This is a genomic window from Pseudodesulfovibrio hydrargyri (assembly GCF_001874525.1).
In the GTDB taxonomy this organism is placed as follows: domain Bacteria; phylum Desulfobacterota; class Desulfovibrionia; order Desulfovibrionales; family Desulfovibrionaceae; genus Pseudodesulfovibrio; species Pseudodesulfovibrio hydrargyri.
This window is the reverse complement of record NZ_LKAQ01000001.1, coordinates 275266-297043: the sequence shown is the minus strand read 5'-3', so window position 1 is coordinate 297043 and position 21778 is coordinate 275266. Positions and strand designations below refer to the sequence as shown.

The following is a 21778-nucleotide window of genomic DNA, read 5'->3' as shown; positions in this document are numbered from 1 at the left end:
TCATCACTACCCGCAGCCGAGGAGGCGATAAATGCAGTATGTTGCGCTGTTCGAACAGGAGAAGCACGGCCTGGCCGTTACCTTCCCGGATTTCCCGGAGTGCACCAGCTTCGGCGAGGACCTGGACGAGGCCGTGGACAATGCCCACGAAGCCCTGGCCATGTTCGTGGAAGACCGTATTCAGGGCGGCGAACTCCTCCCGGAGCCCTCGAAAAAGAAGGATTTGCTCGCCCAACCTGAGAACCAGGGCCGGAAAGCGATCAATATCTCGGTTGAAGGGGACGGAAGCGACTTCGAGGAGTTCGAAATGTCCATGCATGTTCATTTACTGGCTAGAATCGAGAAGTATTGCCGCCAGTATGGGGCTTCACCGGCCGATTTTTTGGCGGCTGCGTCGCGTTTGGCGATCAAAACCGATATTTTTGCTGCCTGACATCCCCGATTCCACCATTTCGTAGCCTTTTTTTAACCGGGTTGCCCTGGACGTGAGAATTTAATTCTCCTGTCATTCTTGAGGGCTAGGGTAATTCTTTGTCTGTCCTGTTTTGTCATTTTACAAATTTGGCAAAGCTTATTAATATGTTACAGTTGCACGTTTCCCCGTTTTGATTTAGGTTCTGCTTCCGGGATTTGTATACAGCCAATATACAATGCAACGGGAAACAGCTCCTTGGAAGTTGCATTATTGTGAAACGCTTGAGCCGAAGAGCCTGCCGTGACCGCTTCCCGGTCGCATCGCAGGCTTTTTTGCCCTGCCGGATGCGCCCCCTGTGAGGCTGCTATTTTTGGGGATCATTGGATTTTTTCCGGTGTCTGCTATGCGTGCCGTCGTTTATTCGCGGCGGGGCGGAAGATCTTTAACTGTGGAGTGAATCGAGACCATGTGCCGTTTGTTTGCGCTTACAAGCCGTGACCCGGTGTCACCCATGCGCGCCATCGATGCCCTCAACGTCATGAAGGAAGGGCACGACGGCTCCGGCGTGGGACTGTTCCTGAGCGGTCTGGGAGGACCGTGGGAGGAACTCAAGGAATATCCCATTCTATCCGGCATCTTCACCGACGCCGGTCTGGCGCGGATGTCGGAATACATGACGAAAAACGGATTTCAGTCCAAGTATTCCGCGACCTTCAAGCCGGACGTCGAACCGCCGGTCGGGACGCCCAAGCGGGGCACCTACGCCTCCATCGCCTTCAAGATTCCGGACGAATGGAAAGGCATGACCCAGGCCCAGGTTGATTCCAACCTGGTCCAGATGCGCCTGGACCTCCGGGCCATGGGCGAGGCCGAGGGCGACATCATGGTCTTCTCGTTCTGGCCCGACACCATCATGATCAAGGAAGTGGGCGATCCCATGGCCATCGCCGGGTACCTCAAGCTCGACCGCGAGGAGCTCTACGCCCGCCACATCCTGGCCCAGGGCAGGCAGAACACCAACTACGCCATCAACCTGTACGCCTGCCATCCCTTCTTCATTGAAGGCATCTCCACCATGACCAACGGCGAGAACACCGCCTTCGTGCCCATCCGCGAGTATCTCATGTCACGCGGGGTCACCGGCTACCAGGGCTACCAGTCCGACTCCGAGGTGTTCACCCACATCGCCCATTACGCCACTAAGCGGCTGGGCCTGGACATCAGCTCGTACAAGCACGTCATCACGCCCATGAACGACGACGAGATGCGCGACCATCCGGACCGGGCATTTTTGTCCGATCTCAAGCGCGCCTGTCGCAAGCTGATCATCGACGGCCCCAACTGCGTCATCGGGTGCCTGCCCGACGGCTCCATGTTCATGGCCCAGGACCGCAAGAAACTGCGGCCCGGCGTGGTCGGCGGCAACCCCGAGCTCGGCATCTACGGATTCTCCTCCGAGATATGCGGGCTCAACGCCGCCATCCCCGACCGTGACCGGACCAAGGATTTTCAACCCATGCATCTCGACACGGCAATCGTCGGACCCGATTGCCGGGAGGTTCTCCAATGCTCGCAGAAAGACCCATTACGCCAGCAACTTTAAGCCGCAAGGACCTGCCCTGGCAGATCAAGTGGGACATCAACACCTGCACCAAGTGCGGCCGGTGTACCTCGGTCTGTCCGGTCAACGCCATTGAGTTGGGCGTGTTCCGCAAGCGGGACGTCAAGCCGCCCATGGGGCTGTCGGCCAAACCGACCACGGAATTCTCCACCTTTTACGGCATCCGCCAGCGGACCGACCCGGCCTACGCCTGCATCGGCTGCGCCATGTGCAACATGGTCTGCCCGAACAACGCCATCGAACCGAGCCGCCAGTACGACTCCACCACGCTCCAGTTTCACAACAACCGGGGCGGCCAGCCCAGGACGCGCGGCGGCCGCAGGAACAGTTCCGAGTCCCTGCTGGACCAGATCAAGTTCATCCGCATCTCCATGCTCACCGACCCGGCGCTCGACGCGGGCCGCCACGAGTTCGACGTGCGTACGCTGCTCGGCCGGGTGCTCTCGCCCGAGGCCGAGATCAAGTGCTTCCGCGAAAACGGCTGGAAACCGCCGGTCCGGGAGATTTATCCCCTGGTCATCGGCGGCATGTCCTTCGGCGCGCTCTCCCCGAACATGTGGGAAGGGTTGCAGATGGGCGTGGCCTACCTGAACGAGGAAATGAACATGCCGGTGCGCATCAGCACGGGCGAGGGCGGCTGTCCGCCGCGCCTGCTGCGCTCCCGCTTCCTCAAGTACGTCATCCTGCAGATCGCCTCGGGCTATTTCGGCTGGGACGAGATCATCCACGCCATCCCCGAGATGAAGGAAGATCCCTGCGCCATCGAGATCAAGTACGGCCAGGGCGCCAAGCCCGGCGACGGCGGCCTGCTCATGTGGTACAAGGTCAACAAGCTCATCGCGGCCATCCGCGGCGTGCCGTCCGGGGTCTCCCTGCCCAGCCCGCCGACCCATCAGACCAAGTACTCCATCGAGGAGGCCGTGGCCAAGATGATCCAGTCCATGTCCATGGCCTGGGGCTTCCGCGTGCCGGTCTACCCGAAGATCTCGGCGTCCTCCACTTCGCTCGCCGTGCTCAACAACCTGGTCCGCAACCCTTACGCGGCGGGCTTGGCCATCGACGGCGAGGACGGCGGCACGGGCGCGGCCTACAACGTGTCCATGAACCACATGGGGCATCCCATCGCCTCCAACCTGCGCGACTGCTACAAGGCGCTGTGCGTGGCCGGGGCCCAGAACGAGATTCCGCTCATCGCGGGCGGCGGCATCGGCAAGCACGGCAACCTGGCCGCCAACGCCGCGGCCCTGATCATGCTCGGGGCCTCCATGGTCCAGGTCGGCAAGTACGTCATGCAGGCCGGCGCGGGCTGTCTCGGTTCCGAGAAGGACCGCTGCAACGTCTGCAACATCGGCGTCTGCCCCAAGGGCATCACCTCCCAGGACCCGAGAGTCTACCGCCGCCTCGACCCCGAAAAGGTCGCCGAACGGGTGGTCGACTTCTATCTGAGCTTCGACACGGAACTGCGCAAGGTCATCGCACCGCTCGGCCGGTCCACGTCCCTGCCCGTCGGCATGTCCGACGCGCTCGGCATCTCGGACAAGGACGCGGCGGACCGTCTGGACATCAAGTACGTCATTTAATCGAAGCTTCAGGATATATCGGAGTACACAATGGCTAAGAAAATACGCATAGACGGGCACGAGAACGGTGTCCGCGTGGAATCCCGCATCCTGGAGGAACGCATCCAGGCGGCGGTCCGGCAGGGCGCGCGCCGACTGGAGATCGACGCCATGGGCCAACACGGCCTGGGCGGCCGACTCTGGATTTCCAAGGACGAGCCCATTTCCGTGACCATCACCGGTTCCCCGGGCCAGCGCATCGGCTCCAAGGGCTTCCCGGGCACGACCATCGAGGTCATGGGCCCGGCCTCGGACGACGTGGCCTGGCTCAACGCGGGCGCGGAGGTCGTCGTCCACGGCAACGCCTCCAACGGCGTGTGCAACGCCATGGCGCAGGGCAAGGTCTTCATCGCGGGCAACATCGGCTCGCGCGGCATGACCATGACCAAGACCAACCCCCGTTTCGACCCGCCCGAACTGTGGATCCTGGGCTCGGTGGGCGACTACTTCGCAGAGTTCATGGCCGGCGGCACGGCCGTGGTCTGCGGCCACGAGGGCCAGAACCCCAAGAACGTGCTCGGCTATCGCCCTTGCGTGGGTATGGTCGGCGGCCGCATCTTCGTGCGCGGCCCCATCGACGGATTCTCCCAGGCCGACGCGCTCATGGAGCCCATCGACGACGAGACCTGGGCCTGGCTGACCAAAAACATCGAGGAATTCCTCAAGAAGATTAAGCGCTCCCGCCTGCTCAAGCGGCTGACCCGCCGCGAGGAGTGGCAGCTCATCCGGGCCAAGACCCCCTTTGAGAAAAAGGGCAAGGTCCGCAGGGCCATGCACGACTTCCGGGTCAATACCTGGGACGCGGAACTGGGCAAGGGCGGTATCATCGGCGACCTGACCGATCTGGACCGTTCACCCATCCCGCTCGTGGTCCACGGCGATCTGCGCCGCAAGGTGCCCGTGTGGGAGAACCGCAAATACATGGCCCCGTGCCAGGCCAGCTGCCCCACGGGCATGCCCGTGCAGAAGCGCTGGCAGCTCGTCCGCGACGGGCTGGTGGACGAGGCCGTGGATCTGGCGCTGGCCTACACGCCGTTCCCGGCCACGGTCTGTGGCTACCTCTGTCCCAACCTGTGCATGGAGGGCTGTACCCGGTCCACCCAGCAGCATATGGCCGCCGTGGATATCACCAAGCTCGGCAGGGAAGGGCACAAGTCCAAGGTCCCGGACCTGCCGCCCCTGTCCGGCAAGCGCGTGGCCGTCATCGGCGGCGGCCCGGCCGGCATCTCCGTGGCCTGGCAGATCCGCATGAAGGGGCACGAGGCCGTGGTCTACGACATGGCCAAGACCCTGGGTGGCAAGATCACCTCGGCCATCCCCTACAGCCGCGTTCCCAAGGAAGTGGTGGAAAAGGAAGTCGAGCGCGCCGCCAAGGTCATCCCCCACGTGCACCTGCAACAGGAGCTCAAGGCCAAGGAGTTCGTGGAACTCCAGCAGGAATACGACTTCGTCATCCTGGCCATCGGTGCCCAGAAGCCGCGCATCATCCCGGTGCCCGGCCACGAGCGCATCTACCCGGCTCTGACCTTCCTCAAGGACGCCAAGGCGGGTACCGCCGAGATCGGCAAGAAGCTGGTCATCATCGGCGCGGGCAACGTGGGCTGCGACGTGGCCACCATGGCCGCCTCCGTGGGTGCCGAGGACATCACCCTCATCGACATCCAGGAACCCGCCTCCTTCGGCAAGGAACGCAAGGAGGCCGAGGCCGTGGGCGCGCGCTTCAAGTGGCCCTGCTTTACCAAGGAGATCACGGACAAGGGCGTTCTGCTGCAATCCGGCGAACTGCTCGAGGCGGACACGGTCATCATGTCCATCGGCGACCAGCCGGACGTGGACTTCCTGCCCGACACCATCGCCCTGGATCGCGGCCACGTGGTCGTCAACGACGACTACCAGACCACGGACTCCCGCGTCTTCGCCATCGGCGACGCCGTCCGTCCCGGGCTGCTGACCCATGCCATCGGCCACGGCCGACGCGCGGCCGAGGTCATCGACGACATCTTCAACAACCGTCGTCCGCAGTCCGACACCCGCGACATGATCGATTACACGCGCATGACGCTGGAGTACTTCGACCCGCGCGTCATCGAGTTCAGCGACGCCAACCAGTGCGGCGCGGAATGCTCCAGCTGCGGCTCCTGCCGCGACTGCTACATCTGCGACACCCTCTGTCCGCAAAACGCCATCAAGCGCAACGAGTTGCCCGACGGCGGCTTCGAACGAGTGGTCGACCCGGACAAGTGCATCGCCTGCGGCTTCTGCGCCGACGCCTGCCCCTGCGGCATCTGGGACATGAAAAACCCGGCCCCCATGGAATAAGGCGAACCCGACACAAATAAAAAGGGGCGACGGTGTACCGTCGCCCCTTTTTTGTAATGCCCCCGGCCCCCCATCCCCATCCTTTTCCAAAGCTTTGTATATCCGCTGCGCGGGGCAACAGCGCAAAACAAAGTCCCTGACTCAGAGATGAGCCAAGGACTTTGTTTTGACTTTTCTTTGGAGCGCTACGGGTGGCAAAGCCACCTGTAGCGGCTCTCTCCACTGCCCCCAATCCATTCTCGAAAGCCGCTTAAGGATAGCGTCCCATATTCCTTTGCTGTTTGAATCCGTGTTGGGTGAGGGCGTCGTAGGACACCTGGTCCTTTTTCATTTGTTCCAGAATGCGGCGGGCCTTGACCTTGGCGGTGCTCTTGATGTTGTGACAGTCGCCGGTTTTGAGGTTCTCCAGGGTGTCGCTCAACTTGTGGGCCGCCTTGGTGGATATTTCGCCGTGAATGAGTTCGTGCTTTTCGAGTTGGCGGTAGAAACCGCGCCACCACTTTCGGGTCTCGAAGTCCACGCTGTGCTTGAGCTTGGGGTAGAGATAGGTCAGGTGCAGATAGACGACGACGTTGGTGATCCGGCAGGTATCCCCGCGCTGCTCGATGTTGTAGGTGGTCCGAATGTACGTGCGCGTGTTGGCCTGGTACGTCTTGTTCCCCTCGTTCAGGGGGGAGCTGCGTTTGAGATTGAGGATGATGGTCGTCGGCTCGGTCCCTTCCACCATGTAGTATTCGGTGGACACCGTGCGCACCACGTCGGCCAGGGCCGGCGCGGCCAGGAGGAGCAGGGAGAGGGCCAACGCGGCCGGGATGAATCGCCGGAGGCGGCGGGAGGGAACATGCTGCATTTTGGAATGATAAACATTCCCGTCTGTACGGGCAAGCCCGCCCCATCCGTCGCGCGGCCAGAAAGCGCCCTCGGGGAAGGTTCACGCCGAGTCAGGTGAGCCCATCCCTACGGCGTTGCCGTTGTCTCGATTCGTCGATGGCGGCGAACCCGCGGCATTGGCCGTGAAGATCGAAGGCGGGGTGAAAATCAGACCAAACGCGGGGCGGTGCAGGCGGCGTCCGCCCGGCTTGTCTCCGTCGTGTCTTCGAATTGCATCTGGTAGAGCCGGTCGTAGAGGGGGCAGGTGGCCAGCAGTTCGTCGTGCTTGCCTCTGGCGACGATCCGGCCGTCCTTCATGACCACGATGACGTCGGCGGTGAGGATGGTCGAGAGGCGGTGGGCGATGACGATGGAGGTGCGGCCCTGCATGAGGTTGTCCAGGGCCTTCTGGACCACCCGTTCGGATTCCGTGTCCAGCGCGCTGGTGGCTTCGTCCAGGATGAGCAGGGACGGGTTCTTCATGATCGCCCGGGCGATGGTCAGCCGCTGTTTCTGGCCGCCGGAAATCTTGACCCCGCCCTCGCCGACCACGGTGTCGTAGCCTTCGGGCATCACGGTGATGAACTCATGGGCAAAGGCCGCGTCCGCCGCGCGCCGTACGTCGCTCATCTCGTAGCCGTCATGGGCATAGGCGATGTTGTCGGCAATGGACACGTTGAACAGGAAGGTGTCCTGGGAGACCAGGCCCAGGTGCGTGCGCAGGCTCTCCAGGGTGTAGTCCTCCAACGGGACTCCGTTGAGTTCCACGACCCCTTCCTGAGCCAGGTAGAAGCGGGGGATCAGGTTGACCAGGGTGGTCTTGCCCGAGCCGCTGGGCCCGACGATGGCCACGCGCTGTCCGGCTTCGATGGTCAGGTCGACCCCGTCCACGGCCGGAGCCGGGCAGCCGGGGTAGGTGAACCGGACGCTCCGGAACACGAGACTGCGCAGGGAGCCGTCGAATACGGTCTTGCCTTCCTCCTCCACCTGGATGGAGGGGGAGTCGAGGATGTCGAAGACGCGTTCGGCACCCGCCAGGCCGCCCTGGATCTCGTTGTTGGCGGTGTTCAACTTCTTGATCGGTTCATACAATTGAAGCACGCACAGGGAAAAGGCCATCAGATCGCCGGGGGTCATGTCGCCGTTGATGACGCGCATGCCGCCGAACCACAGGACCGAGGCCCCGGCGCAGGCGCCGACTATGTCCATGGCCCGCGAGGACCCCTCGTTGTAGAGTATCTTGCGCACGAGCAGCCGGGTCAGGCTGTCGTTTTCCTTCTTGAATTTGAAATCTTCCCGGACTTCGTTGGCAAAGGCCTTGATGACCTTGATGCCGGAGAAGCTTTCTTCCAGGACCACGTTGACCCCGGACAGTTCGGCCTGGGTCTTGCGTCCGTATTTGCGGATTTTTTTCCCGAAGTAGGTGAACGGGTAGATGGCGGCGGGCATGACCAGCAACGCCCACAGGGACAAATAGGGGTCCAGGTAGATGGTCGTGCCGATGAGGGCGATCAGGGTGAATATCTGCCGGACGAACATGAGCACGCTGGGCAGGCAGGCGCGCACGGCGGTCACGTCGGCGATGATCCGGCTCATGAGCATGCCTACCTCGCTCTCGGCGAAGTAGGGCATGGGCAGGCGGATGATTTTTTTGAATAATTCGTTACGGATATCGCGCAGGACCAGCATGCCGGTGGCCTGCATGGTGTACGCCTGGCCGATCATGAGCAACCCCCTGAGCAGCCATAAGCCGAGGAATGCGAGGATGCACAGCTTGAGCATGCCCATGTCCTTGGCGATCAGGACGTCGTCCATGACGTACTTGCCGATCCAGGCCAGGGCCGGGGAAATGGGGCTCAGCAAAAGCATGGAAGCCACGGCCAGGGCGACGCGCCCTTTGTACGCGCCGAAATAGCCGATGGAGCGCTTGAGAAGATAACGGTTGGAGAAGGTGTGCAGATCGGGTTTGCGAGCCAAAAAAAACTCCCGTCATCCCGCAAGGGGATTGTTGTTTTCTGATGCCTCCCTCAAATAAGGTGTTGGGCGCGATGAGTAAAGGGATAATGTTGGCGTGGGGTGGGCACGGGCATGGTGAAGCGGTCACCTGGGCGGTCCGCCGCTTGGGAAAGGGTCCTTGCGCGGCAAGCAAGAACCCTTTCCCCGCAGCCGGGGAGGGATGGAGGAGGCCCCCTAGCTGCTCTGCGGACAGTAGCGGTTCCAACCCATGAGGCTGGCCGCTCCGGCTATGGTCGTGCCGTAAAACAGCACGGGTTTGCCGGTGAGAAAGAGGTCGATGGACGAGTTGGCCAGGGTGGTGCCGGTGACCAGCAGCAGGTCGGCCCAATCCACGGCGTCGGCCGTGGCCTCACCGCCTTCCACCAATACGCCCCGCTTGGTCTGGCCGATGTTGTCCGGGTCCAGGTCCACCAGTCGGACGTCGGTCTCGCTGCTCACGGCCTGGGCCAGGGTGGGCTGGAAGCCGATGATGGTCACGCGCCCCTTGCCGTAATAGTCGTCGATGTAGCGGAACACGCCCTTGGCGCATTCGGCGGGTCCGGTGTCGCGGCAATGGACCGTGTTGCCCGTCTGCCCCAGGGAGCGGCTTACGGCGTTCATGGTCGAGATGAACACGGCCCGGTGGTAGTTGTCGTCGCGCGGCAGAGCGGCGATCTGGCGCAGCGTGCCGGAGTAGTTGCCGTAGTGGTCGGTGAAGGCCTGGCCGCGCGCGCCGTGGAAATTGGCCTCCATCAGCTTTTCCTTGCCCTTCTGGATGGGGAAGTCGTTGCCCTCGGGCGTGCCGATGGCCTCCTTCACGCTCAGGGGCGCGGCGGTCACGGTGATGGTCTCGTCCAGGAGCCCCTCACGGGTCCAGAGGTCGAGGGCTCGTTCGCACACGGTGTCAAAAACGCTTTTCATTGCCTCTCCTACACGGCGGACAGTTTTTTCAGCGCGATGAAGATGGTCAGGGAGAACAGGCCGATGATCACTGCCAGGACCATGGCCCGGTCGAATTCGCCGCTGAAGACCGCGTTGTAGATTTCCAGTGACAGGGTGTTGGTCTTGCCGATGATGTTGCCGCCGAGCATGAGCGTCACCCCGACTTCGCCGAGGGAGCGCCCCAGGGCCAGGAACCAGCCCGCAGTCACGTTGCGCCGGATATTGGGCAGCAGCACCAGCCAGAAGGTCTGCCAGTCGCTCTTGCCAAGGACCTGGGATATCTCCCCCAGCCGCCTGACGTCGCCCCTGAGCGCCGCCTCCACCGGCTTGACCATGAGCGGCAGGCCGGACACGAAGGAGGCCAGAACAACGCCGCGAAAGTTGAAGACGATGTCCATGGGCGCGAACCGTCCGAGCCAACCGGCCCTACCCAGGAGCATGAGCAGGATGAACCCCGTGGCGATGGGCGGAAAGACCAGGGGCAGGGTGACGAAGAAGTCCACCGCCGAGCGCGTCGGCCCCTTGCCCGAGGTCAGGTAGTAGGCGATGAGCACGCCGCAGACCAGGTGCAGCAGACCGGCCACGGCCAGCGCCTTCAGAGTGAGCCGGAGCGGGTTGAGGGTTTCCGGCTGGGTCATGATGCCGACGAAATCCATGTGCTACAGGCCGTTCGCCCTGACGATGGCCTGGGCCTCGTCCGTCTTGACGAAGTCGATGAACGACTGCGCCTTGTCCTTGTTGGCGGAGCTCTCCAGTATCGCCGCGATGATGCTGATGGGCGAGTAGTCCTTGTCGTCCAGGACCACGTACCCGCCCAGCTTGTCCTTGACGTTCAGGGCGTGGGTCAGGTTGAGGAAACCCATGTCCACCTCGCCGGTGGCCAGGTAGGAGAAGACTTGAGGCACGGTGGCCACTTCCACCAGCCTGGGCTTGATGTCCGGCAGCCTGCCGGTCTTGGTCAGGTATTCGCGGGCGGCGCGGCCGTAGATGGCCTTGCTCGTGTCCGGCATGGCGATGCGTCCGGCCTCGGGGTTGTCCAGGTCGGCCACCTTGGAGAATTTGGACCCCTTGGCGAATGCCAGGACCAGCTTGCCCCGGCCCAGTTCGGTCTTTTCGGTCACGGCCAGGGCCGCGCGTTTGAGCAGAAATTGTTGGTCGCCCAGGACGATGTCCACCTTGCCGCTCTCCTTGGCCAGGGTGGTCACGCGGCCCATGTTGCCGTAAATGAGGTCCAGGGTCTTGCCGGTCTTCTTTTGGTAGGCGGCGCTGAGGGCGTTGACCATCTTCTTGTACCCGGCACCCGCGGCCAGGACGACGTCGCTGTCGGCCCAGGCACTCGCCGGAAGAGCGAGAATCAGGCTGAGTATGAGAGTGCAGATTCGCAACAATCGCATGGGGGCTCCTTATTGTCTCCGCGCCGGGACGCGGCTGGGTGTGCGCTTTTCGAACGGGTTGTGTCCCGTCCCTAAATCCCCTATGTTCTGTGCTCTTATCTCGCAACCAAGTCACGCGAATGGATAAAAGCGTGATAACCCGTCAGGTGAGCCGTTCATGCAAGAGAACAAGCCTTCGGGCAAGATGCATCCCCGGGAGTTTTTCAGCGTCTCGGATCAGGTCAGTTATCTGGAGCCGTCGCAGATGTGCGCCCTGGAAGAAGCCTTCCGCACATGGAAGGACTCGGCCAGGCGCATGGACAGCGTTCGGGCCCGGACCCGGCTCTGGCTGCTTTTTCAACTCGTCCGCCACACCGGGGCGCGGTTGGGCGAAATTCTGTCCCTGGACGATACCGAGGCGTTTGACGCGGAAGGCCCGTTCGTTCGCTTGGGCCGGGAGGACCGCATGCGCGAGGTCCCGCTGCCCGAGGAGTTCTATGCCGAGCTGGCCGCCTTCCTGGAAAGCCCCATGGGGTACGGCCTGCGCGGGGAACTTTTCCGCGTGGACCCCGGTTATTTCCGGCGCATCTGCTACGAGCGCGGCAAGGAGTGCGGCCTGGCCAAGGATATGGTCTGTCCGAAGTCCCTGCGCAACACCCGGGCCGTGGAGATGCTTCGCAGCGGGGTGCCCATCACCATCGTCAAGGAAGTCCTGGGCCAGTCGTCCCTGGACCTGACCGCCAACTTCCAGCAGTTTTCGCCGGGCGACGTGCAGACCATCGTGCGCACCGCCTACGAGGCCATGCGCAAGCGCACCTCGGCCAGAAACTCCTTTCTGGGCCACGTCGTCCATGTGGACACGGACCCGGTCATGGCCCAGGTGGTCCTGGAGACCCGCTCCAACATCAAGATCAGTTCGGTCATCACCATGGACTCCCTGCGCAACCTCAAGATCCAGGTGGGCAGCCCGGTCGTGGCCACGGTCAAGGCCCCGTTGGTCAACGTCCTGCGCCGGGCCGACCACATTCCCGGCAGCGCCCGCAACCGCCTCGAGGCCGAAATCCTCCGGGTCACCGACACCCCGGTCCTGTCCGAAGTCCTGGGCCGCCTCCCGGACGGCACCGACGTCTGTTCCCTTATCTCCGCCCAAAGCGCCCAGGACCTGGTCCTCAAGCCCGGCGACCAGGTCGAGTTCTGGTTCAAAGCCATGTCCGTGGTGCTGAACACGGTTCAGTTGTAGAAGGGCGATAGCCTTCGGAAAATACAATCGGCTCGCGCCGTAAGGCAGCGAACCGATTTCCTTCACCGGGAATGGGTTATGCACTTATGATGGATATGTTGCCCATCACTGCGGGCGGTGTGAACGGGTTGTCCAGAAAAACTTGATAACCGGGATCGTGCATCGGAGGCGGAAACATGAATGAGCCCTTCGTCAATAGAGAGTCTCCCAACCAATTGAGCGCGTTCTGCGTTGCAATTCTCATTACCAGAACAACGCAATCACTATAGTCCGGACCGGTCCCCTCCGTTAGGTTGCCTCGCATGGCCAGGAGTCCGTGTTGAGAGTGAGGCCTTAAATAGTTTGACGGAGCGGCAACTCGCAAGTCCGCGAGCAGCATTCCTTTGTTGGTTGTGTGGATGCCATTGGTGATTCTTTTGTCCTTTGTCCCAAACTGCATCATATAGATATAACAATATTCTTTTTTTGACTTTTCATAGTGCGTATATCTGCCCTCTTTTATGCTGCTGGCAGAATGCGTGGCGAACCACAGGCCACTCCAAATATTGTCAACAAGGTCGATCCATGGTGTTGCCAATCCATAATGTTGAAGGAGTGGTTCGAATGCTTCTTTTGGTGTTCCTCTGAGAAATGAGGAAATGCATTCTTCGGATTTTATAAAATCTCTCGATTGTTTTACTCTTGCAGTGCATCCACTGGAAGTGTCGACATTTCTGAAGAGCGTAGGCCGCATTTGATCATAGTTTGATCCTTGGCCTCTGAATAACACCGGACCGTCTTTTGATAATTTATATTTTGCATATCCCGCCATCTGGCAGAGTGCGAATGGAGTCTCTATGTTGAAAATCTCATTTTCCGCATCCCAATGGCTGATTTTATCCATTGCGATGAGATTGCCGCTTAATGCTAGGTTTTGACTTCTCATTTACCGCTCCGTTTACGGCACCGTATGAAATTTTTATAAAAAAAAGCAAGCTGCAACTCGGCAACTTGCTTAAAAATGGTACCCGAGGTGGGAATCGAACCCACACAGACAAATGTCCGAGGGATTTTAAGTCCCTTGCGTCTACCAGTTCCGCCACCCGGGCTTGGGGTGTGTTTCAGTATCGTGCATTCCGGCGGGGAGTCAATGGTTTTGGCCGGTTGGCGGTGGAGCGGGTGGTGCAAAAATGCGCTCCGCTTTCTTCTTCCGGTGGATTGGGCTATTCTATCCGGCATCCGCCGGATTCCGGCGGTCAACATTTTCGAAGAGAAACGGCCGGGGCTCCGGCTTTCATCCGGGAACAAGGCGAATATATGGCGTTGAACGACGATAAAATGGGTCTGTGGGGAGCCGTCTCCATCGGGGTGGGCGGCATGGTCGGGGGCGGCATCTTCGCCGTGCTGGGCTTGAGCGTGCAGCTGGCCAGGGGCGGCACGCCCGTGGCCTTTGCCGTGGCCGGGGTGGTGGCATTGATAACCGCCGCGTCCTATGCGCGGCTATCAGTGCGCTACGCCGGGCCGGGCGGAACCGTGGTCTTCCTGGACCGGGTCTTCGGCAACTCCATGCACGTGGGCGCGCTCAACGTGCTGCTGTGGTTCTCCTACGTGGTCATGCTCGCCCTGTACGCCCACGCCTTCGGTTCCTACGGCGCGGTCTTCTTTCCGGGGGGCGGCTGGTTCACCCTCCACGGGCTCATCTCCCTGGCCATAATCGTGCCCGCCGTGCTGAACCTGGCCAGCGCCAAGGTGGTGGGCAAGGCCGAGACCTATGTGGTGGTCGTCAAGATCGCCATCCTGCTTTTTTTCCTGGCCGTGGGGTTCAAGGGCGTGGAGCCCGCGCGGCTGGCCGTGGACACCTGGGTGCCGCTGCTCCCGCTGGTGGCCGGGGGCATGATCATCTTCGTGGCCTATGAGGGGTTCGAGCTCATCGCCAACACCGGGGCGGACATCCGCAAGCCCGAACGCAACCTGCCGCTGGCCTTCTATATTTCCGTGGGATTCGTGGTCCTGCTCTACGTGGCCATCGCCATCGTGGTGGTAGGCAATCTTCCGCTCAACGCCATCGCAAACGCCCGCGACTACGCCCTGGCCGAGGCGGCCAAGCCGTTCCTGGGGCAAACCGGGTTCACGCTCATCGCCGTGGCCGCGCTCCTGTCCACCTTCTCGGCCATCAACGCCACGCTCTACGGCGCATCGAGGCTGTGCTACACCATCGCCAAGGAAGGGGAATTGCCCGTCCAACTGGAGCGGCAGATGTGGGGCGCGCCGGCCGAGGGGCTGGTGGTCACCGCCGTGCTCGCCCTGATCCTGGCCAACGTGGCCGACCTCTCGGCCATCTCCACCCTGGGCAGCGCGGGTTTCCTGTCCGTGTTCGCCGTGGTCAACGCGGCCAATTTCAAGGACGAGGAGGGCTGGGGCACGGGCCGCGTCCTGTCCGCATTGGGCGTGCTTACCTGCGCGGCGGCTTTTGTCGCCATGGTCTGGCAGAGCGTGGGCGACAACCCGGCCACGGCCTGGGTCCTGGCCGCGCTCTTCGGCGGGGCGGGCGTCCTGGAGGTGGTCTACCGGACCATCGGCACCAAGGGCCCGCGCAAGCGCCGCCGTCAGGCCAGGGTTACGCGCACGCTTTGAGGTAGTTCCGGTACAGCCTCGGGCTGACCCGCGAATACTGGTCGAAATCGGAGATCAACTCCAGGCCGGGAACCATGGCCCGGACCACCGGGATGTTCAGGTCCCGGCGGGTCAGGTCCACATAGGCGGGCCGGTAGCCGTTGGCCGCAAGCGTCCTCTCCAGCACCATCACATCGCCCTCGGCGCTGCCCGTGGACAGGTCGGGCAGGTCCTCGAGGCTGCGCACCGGCAGCCCTTCAGGGGCCGGGCCGCTCTTGGGACCGGGATAGGGGTAGGCCGTCTCGGTCATGGCCGATATCAGGGCCGAGGGGCCGCTCAACGAACAGCCGCCGCCCTTGTTCACGTCGCCGTGTTTGCCGAGCACCACGGACTTGTAGCACGGCACGCCCAGTTCGGTGGTCATGTCCATGAACCACACGTCGATGCCGTCCTCGCGGTATTTTTCAAGCAGCCCTGCGATCTCGGGATCATCGCTTTCCACGCGGAAGCATTTGTCGGGGGCGAAAAGCTGCGTCGCGTCCGAGTCCCGTTCGATGACCTCGGTCAGGGCGGCCGCCTTGGCCTCGAACAGGGTGTTGCCCGAGGCCAGGCCGGTGGAGCCCAGCGCGCTGAACAGGGACGGTTCGTCCAGGTTGCAGAATAGGAACACGAACTGGGCCGGGACCAGGACCGGCCGACCGTCCGGGGTGTGGCCCTCCAGCCAGTGGAGCTTCTGGCCCGCGTAGGGCACTTCCAGACGGATGTCCGCAGGGTTGACCGCCGGGACGTCCAATTCGTCATAAGACGCCAGGGTAAGCGGATAGTCGCGGGCGTAGCCGAGCACGCCCTTGGGGCCGAAACTGGCGTAGGAGGAAAAGCGTTCGGCCAGCTCCATGGCGTAGGAGGCCTCGGCTCGTTCCATGCTCAACCCGCGTCCGTAGCAGGTCTGCAATCCCTGCAGGGAGTTGGACAGGTTGCCGTTGACCGTGCGCGTCTTCACCGACCAGTGGCGCAGCCGGGCGCAGGGCGACAGGGAGGCCTTGTGTTCCATGGCCGGGCCCACGAAGGCGTCGGCCTTGCCCAGGGCGGGCAGGGCGGTGTCGATGGTCTCCTTGAGCGGCCTGCGCGGCAGTGGCGGGGGCAGCTCGCCGTCCAGTTCGGCGCGCGCGCTCGCGGCGCCGACCGGCCCGGGCGCGGCCAGCTCCTCGTCGCCGAAGAGCGGCTCGGGCGCGTCCGCAGGGGCGGGCAGGGGGGCCATGGCGAAGATGTTCCGGCCGAAGACGCGGGTCCATTCACGGTGCAGGGGCTGGTCTTCCAGCAGGCGGGAGCGGATGTGGATGGCCGGGGTGAAGTCCAGGAAATCCTCGGGATCGAGGCCGTCGAACAGGGGCAGGAGCCGGTTCAGGCGCTGATGGCAGATGCACGCCTCATACATGATCGTGGTGCCCACCGGATCGGACTTGCCCCGGTCGCGCATGGCCTCCTTGATCATCTTTTCCAGCTTGCGCGGGCGGAACTCCTTGAACCCCTGGAGCACGAACTCGTGCATGTGGTCGTCCATGGGGTGTTCGCGGAGATGGTCCATCATCTCGTTGTGGCTCAGGTTCACGTCCGGCAGGGCGGCGAACATGCCCACCCCGAAATCCGTATCCATCATCTGCAATTTGTAGCGCATCGTCTTCCTTTGGTTTCCCTCTGCATTTCCGCCTTCATTTTCCGGCCATAACCCCGTAGAAGGAGGAAGGGCCGGGACCCGCGCTAGGCTATGGCATTCCCCGCCCGAGCACAAGGCCCGGACCCGCCGCGCACGCCCGGAGGACGCGTCACATGGCACGACACGGAAAAAAAACATCCCGGCCCTGGCCGATGATCATCAAGTTCGCGGTGGTCCTGGGGCTGCTCGGCCTGCTCTCCCTGGCCCTGGAGCACTGGGGGGAGCGGTACATGTCCCGCGTTACCGAATTCGTGGCCGACCAGGGGGAGCTGGCTCCGCTGGTCTTCATCGCGGTCAACGCGCTGCTGACTCTGTTCCTGGTGCCCCAGGTGCTCTTCACCGTGGCGGCCGGGGCGCTCTTCGGCTGGAAATTCGGGGCGGCCTATGCCTCGGCGGGCATGACCATCGGCGCGACCATGGCCTTCCTGCTTGCCCGCTACGGCGTGCGCGAACGGCTGCGCGCCCGGTTCGCGGGCCATCCCGTGTACCGCCGCATGCTCTCGTTGAGCCGCGTCCATCCCCTGCACCTCATCTCCCTGAGCCGGATCATCCCGGTCCTGCCCTTTCCGGCGACCAGCTACCTGCTCGGCATCACCGAGGTCCGCTGCCTGCCGTACGCGCTGCTTTCCTGGCTGGCCATGCTGCCCGAGACCATTTTTCTGGCCTCGGGCGGGCACCTGCTCACCTCGGGCGTGCGCGGCCACGTTTCCGCGGGGGCGGCCGTGGCGCTGGGTGTGGCCGGAGTGGCGGTGGCCTTCACGGTCCACCGGATGAAGAAGACGTTCCTCAAGGACGAGGAAATTGCAAGGGAGAAGAGCGAAGGGGACGGTGAAGGGAAGGAGAACCCGCCTACGCCGTGACCCCGCGTGCCAGCGCTTCCGCCATGGGAAGCAGGGCATGGCCCATGGCCTCCACTCCGGCCTCATTGGGATGCAGCCCGTCCAACAGAGTCAGGGACGGGTCGCCCTGGTACGGGGCGAGGAGGTCCGGGAACAGGGGGAGTCCGTAGCGCTCGGCCAGGGCCGGGAAGATCGCCTCGAAGCGCGTCCGGTAGGACGGGTCCGGGTTGAGCCCGGCGTTGACGCCCACCAGCAGGACCGGGATGTCCCGGTCGCGGAAGGCCTCGATCAGGGCGGACAGCCGCGCGGCCACCTCGTCCACCGGTTCGTCCAGGAAGCAGTCGTTGGCCCCGAAGGCCAGGATCACGCGGTCGGGTTCGGCCTCAAGGATGTCGTCCAGGCGGTCCAGGCCGTCCTCGGAGGTGTCGCCGGACACCCCGAAGTTGAGGCAGTGGGCGTTCACGCCCCGTTCATACAGCTCGCGCTGCAGGATGGCGGGCAGAGCCTCCTGCCGGGCCAAACCATAACCTTCAGTCAGACTGTCGCCGAAGCAGGCGATGCGCAGGGTTTCGGACATGATGCTAGCCGTTGATCCAGAGCTTGACACGGGCGGATTCCTCGGCCCAGTCCTTGCTCAGTCGGAGGTTGAGAAATTGGGTGAAGACCACGTCGAACATCTCCAGGCAGCGTTCCACCAGGAATATCTTTTCCAGGAATTTGGCATCCGGATCGTCGCCCTCGTCGTCCTTGGTGCTGATCTTCGGGGTTTTCAGGCCGGACAGGCCGAAGTCGACGGCGCCGACCGTGACCAGCCATTCGTCCTGGTCCATGGAAAACATCAGCTGGGCCTTGTGGACCTTCTTGCCGGTGCGCAGGCCCGCCTTGGCCTCGGACATCTCGCCCGCCGGGCTGGACACCGTGGCCGTGGACTTGGTCTCGCCCTCGCCGCCCTGGACGGACAGCTTCTGCTCCATGTGCAGGGTGAAGGTCCGGTTGTCCTCGAGCTTGAAGAGCACGGCGTCCTCGTCGGTCTTGTACCAGAGCCAGGTCAGGAAATCCTGGCCGAGCAGGGTGTTTTCGCGTTCTACGAGTGAAAGATCCATGGCGTGCTCCTAGACGAAGATGGTCGGGTCGAGGTTTTCCAGCCTGGGCGCGGCCTCTTCGCCGAGGATGTCCATGGCCATGAAGAAGGCGGTCAGCGGTTCCAGGTGGAGGTCGAAGGTCAGGGCGAAATGGTCCTCGAACAGAGCGCGGACCTTGGCGTTGGTGGTGTCCAGGTAGATCCGGTTGGCCGAGGCGTTCCAGACGATGTCGAAGACCGCCGGGATGGGCAGGGTCCGGGCGCGCAGCCGCAGGGTGACCTGCTCCTTGAGCTCGCGCTTGCGGTCGCGGGACACGAAGTTTTTGCCCTGTTCCTTGTTGTGCTCCAGCTCCTTGTTCACCGCGATGGTGTTGTGCTTCTTGAGCACGGAGGGCGGGATGCGACGGGTGTCCAGACGCAGGGAAAAGGCGAAGTAGTCGGCCTTCTCCGGCGGGGACACGGTCCAGTTCGTATCCAGCATGTCGTCGAAGTTTGTCCAGCCGAAGGAGCGTTCGTCGGCCGTGCCGTCAATGTCCACCATGCAGAATTGTTTCAGTTTTTCAGGCACCTGCTGAAGCAGTTCCCTGGGAACCTCTTCGATGATGCGGTATCGTGTCAGCCCGAGGCTGGAGGAGAGTAGGCTCAATTCGAGTCTCCTTGGATGTTCGTGTTCCGGGACCCCATGAGGTAAAACCTCTTGGCTTCCGTGTAAAGCGGATTCAGCGGTCCGTCCCGCGCTTCCCGCTTCCGCACGGCCTTGTTTTCAAAGAGTTTCGCGGCTATGCTTGAGCAAAAAAACAGGAGACCGCCATGTCCGATACCGCCTTGCCGGGACTGATAACCTTTTTGGAACACATAAGCGCCGACGTGAAGCGCATAGAGGCCGACGGGGAGGACGCCCTGGCCCAGGGCGGGCAGACCGCGTTCCAGGCCTGCCTGGAGAAGAAGGCCAAGCTGTTGGCCGGATTGGCCGAGAACTCGTGGGTCCTGGTGGAGCGTTTGTCTAAGAACGAGGCGGACGGCGTGGCTCGGCGGCTGGAGCAGTTCTCCATGAGCGCCAGCACGGCACTGCGCCTGGGCTCGGTTTTCTTCATGACCGCGCTGCTCTACCCCGAGGACCACAAGCCGGGCGAGCCCAACGATCTCGACGCTTTTATAGGGGAATTGCGCGAGAGGGCCAAAGGCTAGGGCCGGTTTTTTCTCTTCCTGGCCATGGTCCTGCGGGCGGCCAGCTGTTTTTCGCCTTCCAGGACGATGCGGCCGATCGCGTCCTCCTGCTTGCGGTCCAGTTCCACGAAGGCGCAGCCGACCACGCCGCGTTCGTGGCGCATGACCTGGCACGGCACGCCCTCGACCTCCCGGCCTCCGTTGATGAGCAGGTCCATCTTGATCTTCACGCCGCATTTGATCCTCGGCTTCTGGAAGCGGAAGCCCAGGCCCGAGGCGCTGATGTCGGTCACCGGGAAGGTCTTGCCCAGCCGGGGAATGAACGCGGCCAAGCCGTCCACGGTGACCCGGAACGCCTTGCGCTTGGTGATCCTGCCGTCCTTGATGGTGATGCTGAAGCCCAGCTCCCCCTCGTCCGCCGGACCGGCGTGGAAGACCTCGTCCCGGTCCGGCCCCTTGGGCGTCTTTGCGGCCGAGCCGGGGCGGGAGACAGGGGCGGCCGCCTTGTTCGCGGGCTTGGTGCCGTCCTTGCCGGATTTGGAGAAAAGCTTGCCGAGGGAGTGCAGAATGCCCATTGTTCGTAGTTTGTTGAAGGGTTTGTTCGCTTTCGCGGTAATATTATGGCAAAGACGGGGGCGTGACAAGCCGTGCGGGCGGCTTCCGGAAGAGGGCTTGGGGAGAGGAAGGGATCGGGCAAATGGCGGAATGGGGTTGACAACAAGCCTTTTAGAGGGGCAATAAGGTACATCTTTTCAAGCTAAAAGGGTGAGCGAGGAGGAATAACATGATTGGCGAACTGCTTCACGGTATGGCTCAGAGTTCCGGACCCGGCTTTGTCGGCGTGTCCCTGATTTTCATCTACCTGGCCTGGATTCTCACCATCGGTGTCATCCGCGTGTGCGAGGCCATGCACAGCGACCACCACTAGAGCCTGACGGCGCGGTCCCCGGACCGCGTTTCCCTCTTTATGGCGAAGCCGCTTCCTCTTGTCGGGGAAGCGGCTTCGTTGTTTTTTGCGTATGCCGTATGCCGGGCTAGAATATGCCGGGCTCCTCCTTGGCCACCTCAAGGAGGTATCGGCCGTATTCGTTGTTGCTCATGGCAGCGGCCAGGAACAGGAGCTGGTCGCGGGAGATGAACCCCCGGCGGTAGGCGATCTCCTCGGGGCTGGAAATGACGTAGCCCTGCCGGGCCTGGACCGCGCGCACGAAGCCGGACGCCCCGTGCAGGGACTCGTGGGTGCCCATGTCGAGCCAGGCGTACCCCCGGCCCAGAGTCTGGACCTCCAGGTCGCCGCGTTCGAGGTAGAGCTTGTTGATGTCCGTGATCTCGAGTTCGCCGCGCGCCGACGGCTTCAGGGATTTGGCCATGCCAATGACGTCGTTGTCGTAGAAGTACAGCCCGGTGACCGCGTACTTGGACTTGGGCTCGGCCGGCTTTTCCTCGATGGACAGCGCCTTGAAATTGCGGTCGAACTCCACCACGCCGTAGCGTTCCGGGTCCTTGACCAGATAGGCGAAGACCAGTCCCCCTTTTTGCAGGCGGCCCGCCGACTGCAGGATGGAGCCCAGCCCGTGGCCGTGGAAGATGTTGTCCCCGAGCACCAGGCAGACGTTGTCGTTCCCGATGAAATCCTCGCCGATGAGAAAGGCCTGGGCCAGCCCATCGGGCCGTGGCTGCTCGCGGTAGGTCAGGTTCAGGCCGAGCTGGGAGCCGTCGCCCAGCAGTTTTCGGAAGTTGGGCAGGTCGTGCGGGGTGGAGATGATCAGGATGTCCCGGATGTCCGCCAGCATCAAGGTGGACAGGGGGTAGTAGATCATCGGCTTGTCGTAGACGGGCAGGAGCTGCTTGCTGACCACCCGGGTCAGGGGATGGAGCCGGGTGCCGGAGCCGCCCGCGAGGATGATGCCTTTCATATATGCCTCTGAGTGCTTTGATTTACTTCGATTTCAAGTTAGGATACACCCCAACTGCATGGACATTGCCTTACT

General features: G+C 62.6%; 21 protein-coding genes and 1 tRNA gene. 9 read left to right on the top strand and 13 right to left on the bottom strand.

Annotated features, from left to right (window positions below):
• The first annotated feature begins 31 nt into the window (after window positions 1-31).
• From BerOc1_RS01465 to BerOc1_RS01450, 4 genes are all read left to right on the top strand, one after another.
• Window positions 32-433, top strand: coding sequence for a type II toxin-antitoxin system HicB family antitoxin (locus BerOc1_RS01465; protein ID WP_071543950.1), 402 nt, complete (start codon window positions 32-34; stop codon window positions 431-433).
• 448 nt (window positions 434-881) lie between these two features.
• A complete protein-coding gene (locus BerOc1_RS01460) occupies window positions 882-2018 on the top strand; it encodes a class II glutamine amidotransferase domain-containing protein (RefSeq protein ID WP_071543949.1) in 1137 nt (378 codons plus the stop codon).
• The gene (locus tag BerOc1_RS01455; protein ID WP_071543948.1) at window positions 1982-3616 is read left to right on the top strand and encodes a glutamate synthase-related protein; all 1635 of its coding nucleotides are present in this window, start codon (window positions 1982-1984) and stop codon (window positions 3614-3616) included. Before BerOc1_RS01460 ends, BerOc1_RS01455 begins: the two co-directional genes overlap by 37 nt.
• Before the next feature lie 30 nt (window positions 3617-3646).
• Complete coding sequence (locus BerOc1_RS01450; protein WP_071543947.1) at window positions 3647-5974, top strand: FAD-dependent oxidoreductase; 2328 nt, start codon at window positions 3647-3649, stop codon at window positions 5972-5974.
• Window positions 5975-6224: 250 nt separating this feature from the next.
• Here BerOc1_RS01450 and BerOc1_RS01445 read toward each other — a convergent pair whose 3' ends face one another.
• From BerOc1_RS01445 to modA, 5 genes are all read right to left on the bottom strand, one after another.
• The gene (locus tag BerOc1_RS01445) at window positions 6225-6824 is read right to left on the bottom strand and encodes a DUF922 domain-containing protein (protein WP_071543946.1); all 600 of its coding nucleotides are present in this window, start codon (window positions 6822-6824) and stop codon (window positions 6225-6227) included.
• A gap of 188 nt (window positions 6825-7012) precedes the next feature.
• Window positions 7013-8821, bottom strand: a complete 1809-nt coding sequence (locus BerOc1_RS01440) for an ABC transporter ATP-binding protein (RefSeq protein WP_071543945.1) — start codon at window positions 8819-8821, stop codon at window positions 7013-7015.
• 213 nt (window positions 8822-9034) lie between these two features.
• On the bottom strand, window positions 9035-9760 hold the full coding sequence (locus tag BerOc1_RS01435) for a Rossmann-like domain-containing protein (protein ID WP_071543944.1): 726 nt from the start codon (window positions 9758-9760) through the stop codon (window positions 9035-9037).
• 8 nt (window positions 9761-9768) lie between these two features.
• Window positions 9769-10437: a molybdate ABC transporter permease subunit gene (locus BerOc1_RS01430; protein ID WP_071543943.1), complete on the bottom strand. Its 669-nt coding sequence runs from the start codon at window positions 10435-10437 to the stop codon at window positions 9769-9771.
• Between the two features lie 3 nt (window positions 10438-10440).
• Window positions 10441-11175, bottom strand: a complete 735-nt coding sequence (modA, locus tag BerOc1_RS01425) for a molybdate ABC transporter substrate-binding protein (protein ID WP_071543942.1) — start codon at window positions 11173-11175, stop codon at window positions 10441-10443.
• Window positions 11176-11332: 157 nt separating this feature from the next.
• Here modA and BerOc1_RS01420 point away from each other — a divergent pair, with 157 nt between their 5' ends.
• A complete protein-coding gene (locus BerOc1_RS01420) occupies window positions 11333-12394 on the top strand; it encodes a TOBE domain-containing protein (RefSeq protein WP_071543941.1) in 1062 nt (353 codons plus the stop codon).
• Window positions 12395-12470: 76 nt separating this feature from the next.
• On the opposite strand, the gene BerOc1_RS01415 is transcribed toward BerOc1_RS01420, so the two are convergent.
• Both BerOc1_RS01415 and BerOc1_RS01410 read right to left on the bottom strand, forming a co-directional pair.
• The gene (locus BerOc1_RS01415; RefSeq protein ID WP_071543940.1) at window positions 12471-13319 is read right to left on the bottom strand and encodes an FRG domain-containing protein; all 849 of its coding nucleotides are present in this window, start codon (window positions 13317-13319) and stop codon (window positions 12471-12473) included.
• 76 nt (window positions 13320-13395) lie between these two features.
• Window positions 13396-13482: transfer RNA gene (locus BerOc1_RS01410), tRNA-Leu, on the bottom strand.
• Window positions 13483-13690: 208 nt separating this feature from the next.
• On the opposite strand from BerOc1_RS01410, the gene BerOc1_RS01405 reads away from it, so the two are divergent.
• A complete protein-coding gene (locus tag BerOc1_RS01405) occupies window positions 13691-15007 on the top strand; it encodes an APC family permease (RefSeq protein WP_071543939.1) in 1317 nt (438 codons plus the stop codon).
• Here BerOc1_RS01405 and BerOc1_RS01400 read toward each other — a convergent pair.
• Entirely contained in the window at window positions 14991-16661 is a 1671-nt protein-coding gene (locus BerOc1_RS01400) for a YcaO-like family protein (RefSeq protein ID WP_071543938.1), read from the bottom strand. The genes BerOc1_RS01405 and BerOc1_RS01400 overlap by 17 nt on opposite strands.
• 152 nt (window positions 16662-16813) lie before the next feature.
• Here BerOc1_RS01400 and BerOc1_RS01395 point away from each other — a divergent pair, with 152 nt between their 5' ends.
• Window positions 16814-17560 carry a TVP38/TMEM64 family protein gene (locus BerOc1_RS01395; RefSeq protein WP_071543937.1) on the top strand — a complete coding sequence of 249 codons (747 nt, stop codon included), beginning with the start codon at window positions 16814-16816 and terminating at the stop codon, window positions 17558-17560.
• On the opposite strand, the gene BerOc1_RS01390 is transcribed toward BerOc1_RS01395, so the two are convergent.
• Genes BerOc1_RS01390 through rdgC form a run of 3 tightly spaced genes read right to left on the bottom strand, consistent with a single transcriptional unit; the run spans window position 17550 to window position 19266 of the window.
• Window positions 17550-18116: an arylesterase gene (locus BerOc1_RS01390; protein WP_071543936.1), complete on the bottom strand. Its 567-nt coding sequence runs from the start codon at window positions 18114-18116 to the stop codon at window positions 17550-17552. The two genes, BerOc1_RS01395 and BerOc1_RS01390, sit on opposite strands and share 11 nt — an antisense overlap.
• A 4-nt stretch (window positions 18117-18120) precedes the next feature.
• Window positions 18121-18642, bottom strand: coding sequence for a hypothetical protein (locus tag BerOc1_RS01385; protein WP_071543935.1), 522 nt, complete (start codon window positions 18640-18642; stop codon window positions 18121-18123).
• A 9-nt stretch (window positions 18643-18651) separates the two neighbouring features.
• Complete coding sequence (gene rdgC / locus BerOc1_RS01380; protein WP_071543934.1) at window positions 18652-19266, bottom strand: recombination-associated protein RdgC; 615 nt, start codon at window positions 19264-19266, stop codon at window positions 18652-18654.
• Window positions 19267-19430: 164 nt separating this feature from the next.
• On the opposite strand from rdgC, the gene BerOc1_RS01375 reads away from it, so the two are divergent.
• Window positions 19431-19808, top strand: coding sequence for a hypothetical protein (locus tag BerOc1_RS01375; RefSeq protein ID WP_071543933.1), 378 nt, complete (start codon window positions 19431-19433; stop codon window positions 19806-19808).
• On the opposite strand, the gene BerOc1_RS01370 is transcribed toward BerOc1_RS01375, so the two are convergent.
• Window positions 19805-20362 (bottom strand): PilZ domain-containing protein, encoded by a 558-nt coding sequence (locus BerOc1_RS01370; RefSeq protein WP_071543932.1) that lies wholly within the window; start codon window positions 20360-20362, stop codon window positions 19805-19807. The genes BerOc1_RS01375 and BerOc1_RS01370 overlap by 4 nt on opposite strands.
• 209 nt (window positions 20363-20571) lie before the next feature.
• Between BerOc1_RS01370 and BerOc1_RS18975 the strand changes: the two genes are divergently transcribed.
• Window positions 20572-20715, top strand: coding sequence for a hypothetical protein (locus BerOc1_RS18975; protein WP_165610762.1), 144 nt, complete (start codon window positions 20572-20574; stop codon window positions 20713-20715).
• Between the two features lie 106 nt (window positions 20716-20821).
• Here the strand turns inward: BerOc1_RS18975 and rfbA are convergent, their stop codons facing one another.
• Window positions 20822-21703 carry a glucose-1-phosphate thymidylyltransferase RfbA gene (gene rfbA / locus BerOc1_RS01365; RefSeq protein ID WP_071543931.1) on the bottom strand — a complete coding sequence of 294 codons (882 nt, stop codon included), beginning with the start codon at window positions 21701-21703 and terminating at the stop codon, window positions 20822-20824.
• Window positions 21704-21778: the final 75 nt, after the last annotated feature.